General features: G+C 74.6%; 14 protein-coding genes. 5 read left to right on the forward strand and 9 right to left on the reverse strand.

Annotated features, from left to right (window positions below; translation table 11 throughout):
- Positions 1 to 9: 9 nt before the first annotated feature.
- Positions 10 to 456 carry a hypothetical protein gene (locus tag AB0F71_RS29690; protein WP_360240517.1) on the reverse strand — a complete coding sequence of 149 codons (447 nt, stop codon included), beginning with the start codon at positions 454 to 456 and terminating at the stop codon, positions 10 to 12.
- 65 nt (positions 457 to 521) lie between these two features.
- The gene (locus AB0F71_RS29695; RefSeq protein ID WP_360240520.1) at positions 522 to 965 is read right to left on the reverse strand and encodes a hypothetical protein; all 444 of its coding nucleotides are present in this window, start codon (positions 963 to 965) and stop codon (positions 522 to 524) included.
- Positions 966 to 1,165: 200 nt separating this feature from the next.
- Between AB0F71_RS29695 and AB0F71_RS29700 the strand changes: the two genes are divergently transcribed.
- Both AB0F71_RS29700 and AB0F71_RS29705 read left to right on the forward strand, forming a co-directional pair.
- Positions 1,166 to 2,188 (forward strand): hypothetical protein, encoded by a 1,023-nt coding sequence (locus AB0F71_RS29700; RefSeq protein ID WP_360240523.1) that lies wholly within the window; start codon positions 1,166 to 1,168, stop codon positions 2,186 to 2,188.
- A 13-nt stretch (positions 2,189 to 2,201) separates the two neighbouring features.
- On the forward strand, positions 2,202 to 2,591 hold the full coding sequence (locus AB0F71_RS29705) for a VOC family protein (protein WP_360240526.1): 390 nt from the start codon (positions 2,202 to 2,204) through the stop codon (positions 2,589 to 2,591).
- Here the strand turns inward: AB0F71_RS29705 and AB0F71_RS29710 are convergent.
- From AB0F71_RS29710 to AB0F71_RS29725, 4 genes are all read right to left on the reverse strand, one after another.
- Positions 2,588 to 2,860 (reverse strand): hypothetical protein, encoded by a 273-nt coding sequence (locus tag AB0F71_RS29710; protein WP_360240529.1) that lies wholly within the window; start codon positions 2,858 to 2,860, stop codon positions 2,588 to 2,590. The genes AB0F71_RS29705 and AB0F71_RS29710 overlap by 4 nt on opposite strands.
- Positions 2,861 to 2,945: 85 nt before the next feature.
- Entirely contained in the window at positions 2,946 to 3,557 is a 612-nt protein-coding gene (locus AB0F71_RS29715) for a GNAT family N-acetyltransferase (protein WP_360240532.1), read from the reverse strand.
- A 124-nt stretch (positions 3,558 to 3,681) separates the two neighbouring features.
- Positions 3,682 to 4,332: a TNT domain-containing protein gene (locus tag AB0F71_RS29720; protein ID WP_360240535.1), complete on the reverse strand. Its 651-nt coding sequence runs from the start codon at positions 4,330 to 4,332 to the stop codon at positions 3,682 to 3,684.
- Between the two features lie 207 nt (positions 4,333 to 4,539).
- Complete coding sequence (locus AB0F71_RS29725) at positions 4,540 to 5,853, reverse strand: geranylgeranyl reductase family protein (protein WP_360240538.1); 1,314 nt, start codon at positions 5,851 to 5,853, stop codon at positions 4,540 to 4,542.
- Positions 5,854 to 6,349: 496 nt separating this feature from the next.
- On the opposite strand from AB0F71_RS29725, the gene AB0F71_RS29730 reads away from it, so the two are divergent.
- Positions 6,350 to 7,363: an LPXTG cell wall anchor domain-containing protein gene (locus AB0F71_RS29730; RefSeq protein ID WP_360240541.1), complete on the forward strand. Its 1,014-nt coding sequence runs from the start codon at positions 6,350 to 6,352 to the stop codon at positions 7,361 to 7,363.
- Positions 7,364 to 7,596: 233 nt separating this feature from the next.
- On the opposite strand, the gene AB0F71_RS29735 is transcribed toward AB0F71_RS29730, so the two are convergent.
- The 3 genes from AB0F71_RS29735 to AB0F71_RS29745 all read right to left on the reverse strand — a co-directional run bounded on the left by AB0F71_RS29735 (position 7,597) and on the right by AB0F71_RS29745 (position 11,154).
- Positions 7,597 to 8,706 (reverse strand): ionic transporter y4hA, encoded by a 1,110-nt coding sequence (locus tag AB0F71_RS29735; protein ID WP_360240544.1) that lies wholly within the window; start codon positions 8,704 to 8,706, stop codon positions 7,597 to 7,599.
- Positions 8,707 to 8,797: 91 nt separating this feature from the next.
- A complete protein-coding gene (locus AB0F71_RS29740; RefSeq protein ID WP_360240547.1) occupies positions 8,798 to 10,279 on the reverse strand; it encodes a serine/threonine-protein kinase in 1,482 nt (493 codons plus the stop codon).
- Between the two features lie 113 nt (positions 10,280 to 10,392).
- On the reverse strand, positions 10,393 to 11,154 hold the full coding sequence (locus tag AB0F71_RS29745) for a serine/threonine protein kinase (RefSeq protein ID WP_360240550.1): 762 nt from the start codon (positions 11,152 to 11,154) through the stop codon (positions 10,393 to 10,395).
- A 517-nt stretch (positions 11,155 to 11,671) separates the two neighbouring features.
- Here AB0F71_RS29745 and AB0F71_RS29750 point away from each other — a divergent pair.
- Both AB0F71_RS29750 and nagB read left to right on the forward strand, forming a co-directional pair.
- Complete coding sequence (locus tag AB0F71_RS29750; protein WP_360240553.1) at positions 11,672 to 12,079, forward strand: hypothetical protein; 408 nt, start codon at positions 11,672 to 11,674, stop codon at positions 12,077 to 12,079.
- 368 nt (positions 12,080 to 12,447) lie between these two features.
- On the forward strand, positions 12,448 to 13,230 hold the full coding sequence (gene nagB, locus AB0F71_RS29755) for a glucosamine-6-phosphate deaminase (protein ID WP_360240556.1): 783 nt from the start codon (positions 12,448 to 12,450) through the stop codon (positions 13,228 to 13,230).
- The last annotated feature ends 112 nt before the right edge of the window (positions 13,231 to 13,342 follow it).

Consider the following 13,342-nt stretch of genomic DNA (forward strand, 5'->3'; position numbering starts at 1 on the left):
CCCGCCGCGTCACGCCTCCGGGCGGTCCCAGGGCCTTCGTTCACGTCCGTCCCGGCCCTCCCCGCGCTCCCGGCGCTCCCGCCCGTCCTCCCGGTCCGGGCCGGTACCGCCGACGACGTCGTCGCCCCGGTCCGGCGCCCTTCGCCGTCGCAGCAGCGCCGTGGCGGCCATCGAGGCCGCCACCGAGGCGGCCCAGACCACCCCGAGCGCGGTCAGCACGGCGGTGGTCGGGGTGCGCACGCCGATGCCCACGCAGATCGACGTCATCACCAGTACGGTCAGCAGCACCCCGACCGAGATCCGGCGCCCGACGCCGCGCAGGGCGTCCAGGACCCGGTTCGGGCGCTTGGCCCCCATCGTGCTCAACTTCCGGTCGAGGCGCGTGTCCTGGCGCAGATCGGACTCGATCTCCTCGAGGAGCCGCCGCTCCCATCCGCTCAACGCGGGTCCGTCCATCTCGGTCACCTCCGACACTTCCGGTGACGTGCTCGCACCCGGCGGTTGCCCGGTACGGGCCGGCGTTAACCGTTCCGGGGACCGCCGGTTCCGGCGGCCACACGCCCGAAGGCCCGGGGACGGGCGAGCAGGCTGTCGTCCAGGACGCGCAGCAGGGCGGTGGCGTCGCGGTGGACCTCGACCGCGCCGGCCGCCCGCAGCTCCGGACCGGCGTCCCCGCCGGTCTCCAGGGCGACGCAGGGCACCCCGGCCCGCCGCGCCGCCAACACCTCGCGTACGCTCCCGGCGACGGCCACCGCGTGCGAGGGCGCGCCGCCCACCAGCGCCAGCGCGGCCCGCACGGCATCGCCACCGGGGGCGGTCACGGTCAGCGCCCGCACCCCGGCCGGACCGGGGCCGGTCAGCACCACCGTCCAGCCCCGCGCGGCGCACTCGTGCAACAGCTCGGCGCCGCCGGGCAGCCGGGGCCGCCAGTCGGTGCCGATCAGGGCCGCCGAGATCACCGTCATGGCCACCTCTCCCGTGCTCCGGGCCCTGCGTCGGGGCGTGCCCCGCGCAGGTCACGCACCGCGCGCCCTTCCAGGTTAGGACGCTCCCCGGCCCGGCGCGCAGCCTGCCTGGAACGGCCGTCCCGGGCACCGGAAAACCGCTTGGCGGGCACCGCGCGGGCCGGAATACTCCGGAGGTCCGTCGACGGGGAGGAGAGCGGGTGGCGGTGTTCGCGTGCGCCGGGTGCGGTACCGAGCTGACGGTGCCGGTGACGGAAGTGGCGCTGCCGCCGCACGCCCACCGGGAGGGCGGGGACCGGTACCTGCCGCCGCTGCTGGAGCCGGGCACCTTCGCCGTCGACCCGGAGCCGAGCGAACAGCCCTGGCGACCTTGGTCCGCGATCACGGCGGCGGAGGCCGCCGAACGCGGCCTGTACGCACCGGTCGACGGCCTGTGGAGCGGCCCCGGCGGCGCGGTGCTGCTGGCCCCGGGCGACAGCCTCCGGACCGTGCTGGTGCCGGAGACGTGCGACGGGTGCTGTGGGGCGGGCGGCGAACCAAACCTGGCGTGCGCGGGGTGCGGGCGCACGGTGGGCGCCCGGATCGACGACTGCTACCGCTGGCAGGCGGTGTGGCTCCACCCCCGGGCCGTCCGGCGCCTCCCGATCGAGGGCCCGGCCCGGCCGGCCGGGGACGGCTGGACGGTCCCACCGGCGCCCCCGGTCGAGCCGGGCGGCTGGTGGAGCGACCGCTGGAGCGCCGCCGTGGGGACGGCCCTGGCCGAGGTGCTGGCGGCCTCCGGCGGCGAGCCGGTGGCCACGGCCCCCGGCCTGCTGACCGAGACCTTCGGCCGCACCCTGCACCGGCTGCTCCCCGGTGCTCCCCCGGCCCGCGCCCTGCGCCCGGCCGGGCCCGGCCTCGCCGCCGTCCCGGCACCGGACATCGCCCTCGTCCCCCGCCACCCGTGGACCGGCGCCGCCTGGCCGACGCCGCCCGGCACCGTGGCCGTCCCGCTGGACGCCGGGGTGTGGACGTACCTGGCGTTCCCACCGCCCCGCCTCGCCACCAGGCTGCCCGCCGGGGAGGAGCGCGACGATCCGCTGCCGCTGCGCCCCATCCGCCTGTTCGAACCCGACCGCGACCTGCTGCGCCACCGCCTCGCCCGGTTGCCCTCAGTCCGCGAGCCCTGGCTGCGGGCGATCTACGATCAGCTCGGCGACCGCCGCCACCACCCGGGCGCATAGGAGGCCACACCCCATGAGGATCAACCTGACCACCGTGTTCGTCGACGACCAGGACAAGGCGCTGCGCTTCTACACCCAGGTGCTGGGCTTCGTGAAGAAGGCGGAGGTCCCGCTCGGCGCCTACCGCTGGCTCACCGTGGTCTCCCCCGAGCAGCCGGACGGCACCCAGCTGCTGCTGGAGCCCGACAGCCACCGCGCCGTCGGGCCGTACAAGACCGCGCTGGTCGAGGACGGCATCCCGGCCGCCCAGTTCGCGGTGGACAACGTGCACGCCGAGTACGACCGCCTGCACCGGCTCGGGGTGCGGTTCACCCAGGAGCCCACGGCGATGGGCCCGGTCACCGTCGCAGTTCTGGACGACACCTGCGGCAACCTCATCCAGCTCGCCCAGTTCCACGGCTAGGACGTGACGTGCGGGCCAGCACGAACCAGCCGGGCGAGGGCCAGCCACTCGACCAGGTCCTCGGCGGGCGGGTCGTGCCGGGTCAACTCGTGCAGGATCGCGGTGAGTTCGGCCAGATAGTCCGCCACCAGCTCGGCGGCCGTGGTCACCCGGCGCCGCCGGGGGCCGAGCTCCGGGTGGGCGCCGAGCCGCCAGGCCTCCTCCAGGCCAGCGCCCCAGCGGGCGACGGATTCGTGGAAGTCCCGTCCGGGACGGTCGGTGCCGTTCATCGGCCCAGGATCGCCGGGCCGGCCGGGGCCGTCACCCGGTTTTCCGGACACCCACCGTTTCTGGACACCCACCGCACAGCAGCCCTCAGCGGCCGAGGGCGACCGCCGGGTCCGTCGCCAGCCGGGCGTGCAGGTGCTCGTCGTTGTACGGGCCGTCGCCGTAGCGGTAGGAGCCCCGCAGGGTGCCCTCGTACGGGAAGCCGGCGCGGGCGGCGACCCGGCAGGAGGACTCGTTGCCGACGGCGTGGTAGAGCTCGATGCGGCGCACTCCGGCCGTGCGCACGCCCCAGTCGGTGACGGCGACAGTGGCGAGGGTGGCCAAGCCGCGGCCGCGGGCGGCGGCGAGCAGCCAGTAACCGACCATGGCGACGCCCTCGCCCCGGTCCGTCCAGCGCAGCGCGACGTTGCCGCACAGCCGGCCGTCGGCGCGGTCGGTGACGGCGAAGCAGGCGGTGCTGCCGTCGGCCCAGCGCTGGTCGGCGCGGTCGAGGAAGGCCTCGGCGCCGGCCGGGTGGGTGGCGTCGTGCAGCGGGTTCCAGCGGACGATCTCCGCGTCGACGGCGGCCGCCGTCACGGCGGCGACGGTGCCGCCGGGCAGGTCGAGGGCGCGGCCCCAGGGGCGCAGCAGGAAGGTTCCCACGTCGAGGACCTCGGGTCGGAAGGGGCGCCGGTCGGTCGCCGCGTCGCTGGTGGTCATCCCGTCTTCCTATCCCCGGCCGCGCCGCGCCCGCCAGTGATTAATCCGGCGGTGACCGGTCCAGCCCGGGCAAGCGGACGACCGTGCACCCGGCCTGGCCCGGGCCGGGTGCACGGTCGTGGGGTCAGATCCGGGCGAGGTAGCCGTTCTCCACGAGCCAGAGCACGTTCAGCTTCGCCGGGCCGCTCGGGACGAGGGTCGCGTCGAGCTGGTACTGGAGGCCCCAGCCGGGCTGGTTGAACCACGGGGCGATCGGGCCGGCGTGCACCTTGAACGGCTTGACCACCTTGTAGTCGTGGTAGTTGCAGCCGGCCGCCGGGGTGCCGTCGAGGCTCTGCGGGGGGATCGCGCGGTTGGCGTAGGGCAGGCCCTCGGGGGCGAGGAAGGAGCCGTACTCGCTGCCGTAGCGGTCGATGTTCTGGTTCGGGTAGAGGGTGAGGTCGAACTCGACCGGGCTGCCGTCGGGGAGGGTGACGTAACCGTCGGACGGCGGGTAGATCCAGCCGCCCTTGCCGCCGTTGGCGGTCGGGTCGTAGTACTTGGCCAGGAAGTCCTGCTCGGCGGCGCCGCCGGTGCGCTGGTAGCCGAGGAGTTGGCGGCCGACCGGGCCGGTGGTCGGGAGGTCCTCGGGGCCGAGGCGCGGGTCGCCGTCGAAGAACGCCGCGGAGCACTGGTCGGACGGGGTGGCCGCCCTGCTGTCGGCGGCGGCGGGAATGCTCACGGCGGTCAGGGCGGCGGCCGCGGCGAGGGGCGCGACGAACAGGCGAAGGCGCACGGTGTCTCCGTCGAACGAGGATCGGTGGCAGAGGGGCCGCGGAGGGCGTTCTGCTCACCCTCCGTGGCCGGTTCGGCACCAGGCAAGCGGATTCACTGATCATTCGTCAACACGACTTGGCCGAAGGCCGACCTGTTTCCCCGGTTTCGGCCAAGCCCGGGACACCGGGCCGCTCACCCGGAAGGATGAGCGGCCCGGTCGCCGGCCTCACCGCCCAGGGGCGACCCGCCCGATCAGGTGGAGCAGCCGGTCCAGGGCGTCCTTGGAGTCCGGCTCGGTCAGGTTGACCATCAGCCGGAACGCCACCTTCAACAGCGCGGGGTGGCCCAGCCCGGCGGCCCCGGCCGCGCCGAGCAGCCGGGGCCGCCCGAGCAGGTCGGCGGCCAGGCGGCCGACTGCGAAGTAGCCCGCGTAGGCGGAGCGGAGCTTCTGCGGGTAGGCGCGCAGGGCGAGTTCGCGGCCGCGGTCGGTACGGCGGGCGTGCGCCTGGACCACGGTCTCGGCGGCGTAGCGGCCGGACTCCATCGCGTAGGCGATGCCCTCCCCGGTGCCGGGGCTGACCGTGCCGCCGGCGTCGCCGATCAGCAACAGGCCGTCGGCGTAGTGGGGTTGGCGGTTGAGGCCCATCGGCAGGGCGGAGCCGCGGATCGGCTCGGTGACGGCCTCGGGGTGGTAGCCGTAGCCAGGCGGCAGGTCGGCGCACCAGCGCCGCAGCAGCTCGCGCCAGTCCAGGTCGGTCTTCGCGGTGTCGAGGACGCCGAGGCCGACGTTGGCGGTGCCGTCGCCCATGCCGAACACCCAGGCGTAGCCGGGCAGCAGTCGGCGGGCCGGGTCGTCGGGGTGGCGCAGGTCGAGCCAGGCCTCCAGGTAACGGTCCTGGTGGCGCGGGGTGGTGAAGTAGGTGCGGTAGGCGACGCCCATCGCGCGGTCGGTGCGCCGGTAGCGCTTCATCGCGACGGACAGCCGGGTGGAGTTTCCGTCGGCGGCGATCACGAGCGGGGCGCGGTACTCGACGGGCTTGCGCTCCTCGCCGAGCTTGGCGGTGACACCGGTGATCCGGCCGGACCGCTCGTCCGTCAACGGCCCCGCCACATTGGCCCGTTCTACCAGCCGGGCGCCGGCCGCGGCGGCCCGGCGGGCGAGCAGTTCGTCGAAGTCGGCGCGGCGGCGCACGAGTCCGTGGGAGGGGAAGGCGGAGAGCTCGGGCCAGTCGAACTCCAGCGCGCGGTGCCCGGAGATCAGCCGCAGGCCCTTGTTGTGCAGCCAGCCGGCCTCCTCGGAGACGTCGATGCCCATGTCGACCAGCTGTTTGACGGCGCGCGGAGTGAGGCCGTCGCCGCAGACCTTCTCGCGCGGGAAGGCGGACTTCTCCAGCAGCAGGACGTCCAGGCCGGTGCGGGCGAGGTGGTAGGCGGCGGTGGAGCCGGCCGGTCCGGCGCCGACCACGATGACGTCGGCACTGTCCTCGGTCGGGGCGGGCCGCTGCCGCTCCGCTCGCAGCTGCTGCTCTGGGCCGGGCATCGAGCACTCCCCCTGGGGTCGGATCGGCTGCTTGCTCGACCGGTGGCTGACGCGATCGGCCGCACGCACAACGGAATCGGCGGGCTGGGCGGTTCCAGACGGACGATAGAGAACCAGGCCCACCCCCCGCCGCCATGACACGCGGACCCGGGTCGCAGACCGGCCATTTCCGGCCACCCGCCGATCACCCCGCCGCCACCCCGCCCGTCGCCGTCGCGGCCCGCCGAGCCAGGCCCCGATCGGCGAATCGCCACGTCAGAAGCCTGTGGTGCACATGAATTCACCACAATCGGGTGATCGGATCGTTGCGGGGAACTAGTCGGACCAATCGCTCTCAGCGCTGCATTCCGGCCAAATCCCCCTTGCGCCACCTTTCGTACTGCGGGAACTTTTGTGCCCCTCACGTCGTACCCGGCCGGCCCCCGTCCGGCGGGCGACCGAAGGCCCCCACCCACCGCGCGGACTCGTCCCGGCCCGCCGTACCCGATGGAACGCCATGCACCTCCGCTCCACCGCCGCCCGCTCCCTGGTGGCCGTCCCCACCGCCGCCGCCCTGCTGCTGCTCTCCCCCGCCGCGCACGCCGCCGCCGGTGGCAACGGCAAGGGCGCCCCCGGCAACAACGGCACCGTGAAGATCCACGACGCCACCACCGGCCAGGAGGACGTGCGCAACGAGCCCAAGGTCTGCACCTTCTACCTGGACTCCTTCGGCTTCGACCCGAACCAGGACGTGCTCTGGGCGATCTTCGACATGAACGGCGACATGACCGAGCCGCTCGTGTACGGCGACCTCCCGGTCGACGGCCAGGGCCACGTCCGTACCGAGGACATCGACCTCCCGGACGGCCACTACAAGCTGTTCTGGGCGACCGTTCCGCTGGTCGACGGCGAGCTGCCGGAGAACCCGGACGTCAGCAACCCCAAGCAGAAGGTCTTCAAGGTCGACTGCGGCGGGCGCACCCCGGCCCCGACCGGCAAGCCGACCGCGGTGCCGAGCACCAGCCCGTCGCACACCCCGGCGCCGTCGCACACCCCCACTCCGTCGCAGACCCCGGCCCCCACCCACACCCCCGCGCCCTCGCACTCGGCCACGCCGTCCACCACCCCGCTGCCGCCGGTGCCGACCACCCCCGCGCCGACCGCCCCGGCCACCGAGCCCGCGAAGACCCCCGCGCCCACCGCCCCGGCCACCGCCGCGCCCACCACCCCGGCCGCCGAGGTCCCGACCGGCGCCCCGAGCACCGTGCCGAGCACCGGCCCGTCCACCCAGCCGACCGCCACCGTCCCGGTGCACCCCGGGAACGGCACCAAGGTCAGCCCGAGCCAGCCGCTGGTCGTGCCGGCCAAGGTCAGCGTCCCGACCCCGATCCCGGGCGCGGCCTCCGACGGCAAGAAGCTGGCCACCACCGGTAGCGACGGCACCCTGCTGTACGCGGGCGCCGGTACCGCCCTGCTGGTCGCCGGTGCGGGCGCGGTGGTCTACACCCGCCGTCGCCGCACCTCCGCCTGAGGCACCCCGGTACGCCGGTCCCCGGGGGTCTGAGCCCTCCGGGGGCCGCGGTGCCGCGTCTGAGCCGCGGCGCCGAAGCGCCCGGCCCGTCGACGTCCGTCGGCGGGCCGGGTTCGTCCCTGATCCCGTCAGATCAGGGGCGGGGACGACGGAAGCCCCTGACCGCACGGGGGGACGTGCCAGGGGCTTCCGTTCATCTCCACGGCCACCGGGGCCTCAGTGGTTCACTCCTGTCACGGATTCACCGCCAGCACCACGAACTCCGCCAGCACCCCCAGGTGCAGCGCCCCCTGGAGCAGCGTCGCCCGGCGCGGGATGACGGTCAGGGTGCCGAGCACGACCGTCAGGGTCAGCAGCACCAGGTGCGAGGGTTCGAGGCCGAGCACCAGCGGGCCGGAGAGCCAGACCGAGGCGATCGCGACCGCCGGGATGGTCAGGCCGATGCTGGCGAGCGCCGAGCCGAGGGCCAGGTTGAGGCTGGTCTGCAAGCGGTTGCGCACGGCCGAGCGCAGTGCCGCGATGGTCTCCGGCAGCAGCACCATCATGGCGATCACCACGCCGACCACGGCGTGCGGCAGTCCGGCGCTGTCCACCGCGGACTCGATGGTCGGCGAGACGCCCTTGGCCAGGCCGACCACCGAGACCAGCGCCACGGCGAGCAGCAGCAGGCTCGTCCCGGCGGCGCGGACGGTGGGCGGCGCCGCGTGGTCGTCCTCGTCCTCCTCCCGGCGGACCTCGCCCTCGGCGGTGACGGGCAGGAAGTAGTCCCGGTGCCGCAGGGTCTGGGTGGTCACGAACAGCCCGTACACCACCAGCGAGGCGATGGCCGCGTAGGTCAGCTGGGTGGTGGAGAACCGCGGGCCCGGGGTGCTGGTGGTGAAGGTCGGCAGCACCATGCTGAGCGTGGCCAGGGTGGCGATGCAGGCGAGCGCCGTGCCGGTGCCCTCGGGGTTGAAGACGGCGGTGCGGTACCTGACCGCGGCCACGATGATGGACAGGCCCATGATCCCGTTGCAGGTGATCATCACGGCGGCGAACACGGTGTCCCGGGCGAGGGTCGAGGACTTGTCCCCGCCGTCGGCCATCAGCGTCACGATCAGCGCGACCTCGATCACCGTGACGGCGACCGCGAGCACCAGCGATCCGAACGGCTCCCCGGTCCAGTGCGCGATCACCTCGGCGTGGTGCACGGCGGCCAGCACCGCCCCCACCAGGAACACGGCGACGACGCCGACCACCCAGCCGGGCAGGTCCTCGTGCCAGGTGAGGGCGAGGACGACGAACGCCGCCACCGGGACGACGACGGTCCATTGCGCGGAGGCCGCGCGGAGCTTCGTGATCATGCGCCCGAGGATCCCAGACCGGAGGCCGGTCGCCCGGGTGCCCGCGCCGGGATGTGGGTGGATGTGGCCCGACTTGTCCCGAACTGCGCGCTCACCCGCCGTAGTCGGCGAGGTACCGGAGCACCTTGTCGACGTGCGGCCGGACCCGCTCCGGGACGCCCCCGGCGGCCGTCACGGTCTTGTCGCTGGTCCGGTACGCGGCGGCGACCAGCGCGGGCAGCTCGCGGGTGAAGCCCTGCCGCTTGAGCTGCTGGTCGAGCCAGCAGACGTAGTTGCCCATCGCGGCGATCGCGTCGCCCGGGTCCAGGTAGGACTTCGGCCCGGGGTGGCTGGCGGCCTTGGCCCAGGCCTCGAAGACCGCGGGCGTCCACATCGCGATGCCGTACTCGCCGGTCTCCGGGCGGGCCGCGTTCGGGTCGAAGCCGCTCTCCGCCTTGAGCATGGCGGCCAGCAGGACGGGGGTGACCTCCGGCTCCGGGCAGCGCCGGGCGGCGTCCTCGACCATGCCCCGGTAGGCGACCGGGACGTCGGAGCCGGGCGGGATCGCCCCGGGCAGCGGCGCGGCCCGGTGGGCGCCCGGCTCGACCTGGCCGCTCTGGCCGCCCGGCTCGGGGCCGCCGGTGAGCGCGAGCAGGACGGCCGCGCAGGCCAGCACCCCGAGGCCGGCCCGCAGCACCCGGCGTCGGGCGGCCGGGCGGGTGCCGGCCCGGGCCACCAGGGCGGCCAGGTCGGTGCGGGCGCGCTCCTCCCGGTCCGGGGCCAGGCAGGCCGCCACCACGGGCCGCCAGCGGGACGGCAGCGCCTGGTCGAGCCGCAGCGGGGCCGCGCCGCGCGCGTACGCCTGGGCCGCCAGCGAGCGGGCCCGGGCGGTGGCGCCGAGAAAGGGGTGCAGTCCGCCGGTGAACAGCTGGTGGGCGATCACCCCGAAGGCCCAGACGTCGGCGCTGGGGCGCACCGCGACCCCGCGTGCGCCGGTGCGCTCGGACCACCACTCCGGCGGGACGTGGTCGGGTGAGCCGAGCGGCGGGGCGTAGGCGTGGGTGCCCTCCAGCTCGGCGGTCAGGCCGAAGTCGGCGATCTTGGCGGTGCCGTCGGGCATCAGCAGGATGTTGGCCGGTTTGAGGTCCCCGTGCACCCAGCCGGCCCGGTGCATGTGGGTCAGTCCGGCGCAGACCCCGGCGAGGATCCGCTCGGCGCCGGGGACGGCCCGGCCGGGGCGCGCGGCGGCGAGCAGGTCCTGGAGGCTGCGGGCGGCGCGTTCCATCACCAGCGCGACGGCGCCGTCCAGTTCGGGGTGGTCGGGGTCGTCGACGGTGACCACGGCGAGGGTGCGGATCAGGTGGGGGTGGTCGGCGCGACGGCTGAACCGCAGTTCCCCGGCGGCCATCTGGGCCACCGTACGGCGCTGGCCGGGGCTGGAGCGGGCCGGCCCGAGCAGTTTGACGGCGACCGGGGTGCCGTCCGGGCCCTCGGCGGCGTAGACGCTGCCCCAGGCGCCCGCGCCGAGGAAGGCGCCGGTGCGGTAGCCGGCCAGGGGGTAGCCCGGGGGGACCTCGAAGGGCGGCCGCCGCACCGACCGCCCCTCCGGTGGCGGCGGCCCCTCGCGGTCGGGCCCCTCGGGACAAGGCTCGCAAGGGCTGGGCTCGTCGCGGTCGGGCCGGTCCGGGTCCGGTCGGTCGGCCGGGGTCACGGCCGGGCGACCGGGCGCCGGGGCGGCAGCAGCGAGAGGTGCTCCTCCCGGACGAGGTCGAAGCGCAGGGCCAGGGCGACCAGTTCCTCGCGCTTGCCCCCGGCCGGGCCCTCCTCGTACGGCTCGCGCAGCCGCAGTTTGGCGCCGACCAGGTAGTCGATGTGGTAGTTCACCGCCGAGCGGGTCAGCCCGTGGCAGGCGGGCAGGGCGCGCAGCCGGGCCAGCACCTCGGTCACCCCGGGCACGGCGGCGGCGGAGGGCGAGCGCAGCCGGGGTTCGCAGAGCGCGAGCAGCACCAGGAAGTACTTGGCGGTCGGGTCCAGGGCGAAGGGGCTGACGGTGTGTTCGCCGTCCGCGTCGGCGGGGTGACCGTCCAGGTAGCAGTGCTGCGGGGCGAAGACCTTGAAGGCGGCGGGCTCGCCGAGGGCGGGCAGCAGGACCCGGGAGAGCTCGAAGGGGACGGGTGCGCCGAGCCGGCCGGGGGCGACCTTGACGTGCTCCCCCGCGCCTTCGAGGTTCTCCACCACATAGGTGGCGGTGGTGGAGAAGTTGGACAGCAGCCAGTAGTCCTCGGCGGCGACCACTTCGCCGGCCCGGCGGGAGACGCCCTGGTCGGGCAGCGGGATGGGGACGGGCCGGGCGGGCTCGCCGCGGCCGAACACCGCGGTCTCACCGGGGCCCATCCGCAGCAGTGCGGGCGCCGCGCCGGGCGCCGACTCCGGCCCCTGGCCGGGTAGTTGCACGATGACCGTGTCCACGCCGCCACCTCCGTGGGATCGGTTCGATGGTATCCGTCCGATTCGCCCCGATGGCAAGGCACTTACCCGGACGAGTGACAGGGCCCGGACGGCGCCCGGACGGGGTCCAAGCGGGGCCCGGACGATCGCTGTCGACAAAAGGGTGGTTCAAGGCCTGGTCAAAGCAGCGGAGTCGGAGTACGGGAAACCCGGCCCCGGGACCCCTCCAGCCCTCCCCCGGCGCACGCACCGGCCCCTGCCCGGCGCCCCGCCGCCCCGAGCGGGACCCCGGCGCCGGGCGCGGTCGGCCATGAACCCTTGCAGGTCAGGACGTTGGCGATGGCCAGAGGCGATGCGGACCGACTGATCATCCGTCAGGCCGCGACTTGTCCGTGTGCTGAACATCCGGCGAACGATTGCAGCCAGTAGTTGAACCGTCACCATGAGTGTGACGCAACGCACACTTGCCGATCTCATGATGTGTGCAAGACTCATCTCAAGAAGTGAGATTCCCTTTGTTTCCAAGGAGGTTCGTATCATGCGCACTCGGATTGCAGCCGTGATGATGACGGTGGCAGGGATCGCCGGGCTGTCGGCCGCCCCCGCCGTGGCCGCCACGGCGACGTCCGAGGCCGGCACCGCGGCCTGCGCCACGGTGCTCAACCGCCCCTGCATCACCCACCAGGCCGACGGTGAGGGCATCGTCGGCATCGCCCAGGTCAACGCGGACCCCACCCAGTTGACGATGGTTCAGGTAGAGGTGCGCACCCAGCAGGCCTGGGGCAGCCCGTGGGAGACGGTCGCCAGCGCGACGACCGTCCGACTCGGCCCCGCCCAGGCCGTCACCCCCAAGGTCACCGCCACCGCCCCCCGCATCATCTGCGCCACCGCCGGCCCGGCGCTGGACGCCGCCAAGCAGGTGACCACCTGTACCAACCCGTTCTGATCCGGCGCGCTCCGCTCCGGCAGGCCGGACCCCGATCGGCCACCGGAAGGACGCCGTCCGCAAGGACACCGTCCGCAAGGACACCGTCCGGAGGAACACCGTCCGGAAGGACACCTCCGTAAGACAGGGCAGCCCGGACCTCCGGGCACCGGGAGCCGGGGCCTTCGGGCCCCGGCTCCTCGGGCTTCCCAGCCCCTGGGCTTCCCGGCTTTCCCCGGCGGCGGCCCGGGGCCCGCGGAAAGCCCCCACCAGGCAGGACCTCCGACTGCGACACCGGCCCCGGGTGGACCTGGGGGCCCGTTCACGGCAAACTGGTCTAGACCTCGAAGGTCTAGACCTCAGCCACGCCTCAGAACGGTGGACCCAGTATGGAAATCGTGATCGTCCCTGACGCCCCAGCGGCCGGCGAGCTCATCGCCGCGGCGATCACCGATCTGCTGACCGACAAGCCGGAGGCCCTGCTCGGCGTCGCGACCGGCTCGACCCCGCTGCCGATCTACCAGGCCCTCGCCGAGCGGGTCCGCGACGGCCGCCTGGACGCCTCCCGGGCGCGCGTCTGCCAGCTGGACGAGTACGTCGGCCTGCCGGCCGGCCACCCGGAGTCCTACCGCTCGGTGGTGTTGAAGGAGGTCGTGGAGCCGCTGGGCCTGACCGAGGAGTCCTTCCTGGGCCCGGACGGCAACGCCGCCGACATCGCCGCGGCCGCCACCGCCTACGACCGCGCACTGGCCGAGGCCGGCGGCGTGGACCTGCAGATCCTCGGCATCGGCACGGACGGCCACATCGGCTTCAACGAGCCCTGCTCCTCGCTCTCTTCCCGGACCAGGATCAAGACCCTGACCCGGCAGACCCGGGTCGACAACGCCCGGTTCTTCGACAGCATCGACGAGGTCCCGCACCACGTCATCACCCAGGGCATCGGCACCATCCTGGAGGCCCGCCACCTGGTGCTGCTGGCCACCGGCGAGGCCAAGGCCGAGGCCGTCGCGCTCGCCGTCGAGGGCCCGCTGGCCGCCGCCGTCCCCGCCTCGGCGCTGCAGCTGCACCCGCACGCCACCGTGGTGGTGGACGAGGCCGCCGCCTCCCGCCTCAAGCTGGCCGACTACTTCCGCGACACCTACGCGGCCAAGCCGGCCTGGCAGAAGCTCTGACCCCGGCGGCCGCCGACGGCGGAGGGCCCGGGCACCGATTCGGTGTCCGGGCCCCGCGCTGTCCACGCCCGACTGTCCCAGCCCGACTGTCCCCGCCCGGCCGTCCGCGCCC

Source organism: Kitasatospora sp. NPDC028055 (genome assembly GCF_040637885.1).
Taxonomy (GTDB): domain Bacteria; phylum Actinomycetota; class Actinomycetes; order Streptomycetales; family Streptomycetaceae; genus Kitasatospora.

Bases quoted from the DNA above. Each gene is read 5' to 3' on its own strand.
- AB0F71_RS29750 (WP_360240553.1), top strand. From the start codon at position 11,672: ATGCGCACTCGGATTGCAGCCGTGATGATGACGGTGGCAGGGATCGCC.
- AB0F71_RS29725 (WP_360240538.1), bottom strand. From the start codon at position 5,853: ATGCCCGGCCCAGAGCAGCAGCTGCGAGCGGAGCGGCAGCGGCCCGCC.
- AB0F71_RS29735 (WP_360240544.1), bottom strand. From the start codon at position 8,706: ATGATCACGAAGCTCCGCGCGGCCTCCGCGCAATGGACCGTCGTCGTC.
- AB0F71_RS29730 (WP_360240541.1), top strand. From the start codon at position 6,350: ATGCACCTCCGCTCCACCGCCGCCCGCTCCCTGGTGGCCGTCCCCACC.
- nagB (WP_360240556.1), top strand. From the start codon at position 12,448: ATGGAAATCGTGATCGTCCCTGACGCCCCAGCGGCCGGCGAGCTCATC.
- AB0F71_RS29710 (WP_360240529.1), bottom strand. From the start codon at position 2,860: ATGAACGGCACCGACCGTCCCGGACGGGACTTCCACGAATCCGTCGCC.
- AB0F71_RS29695 (WP_360240520.1), bottom strand. From the start codon at position 965: ATGACGGTGATCTCGGCGGCCCTGATCGGCACCGACTGGCGGCCCCGG.
- AB0F71_RS29715 (WP_360240532.1), bottom strand. From the start codon at position 3,557: ATGACCACCAGCGACGCGGCGACCGACCGGCGCCCCTTCCGACCCGAG.
- AB0F71_RS29690 (WP_360240517.1), bottom strand. From the start codon at position 456: ATGGACGGACCCGCGTTGAGCGGATGGGAGCGGCGGCTCCTCGAGGAG.
- AB0F71_RS29705 (WP_360240526.1), top strand. From the start codon at position 2,202: ATGAGGATCAACCTGACCACCGTGTTCGTCGACGACCAGGACAAGGCG.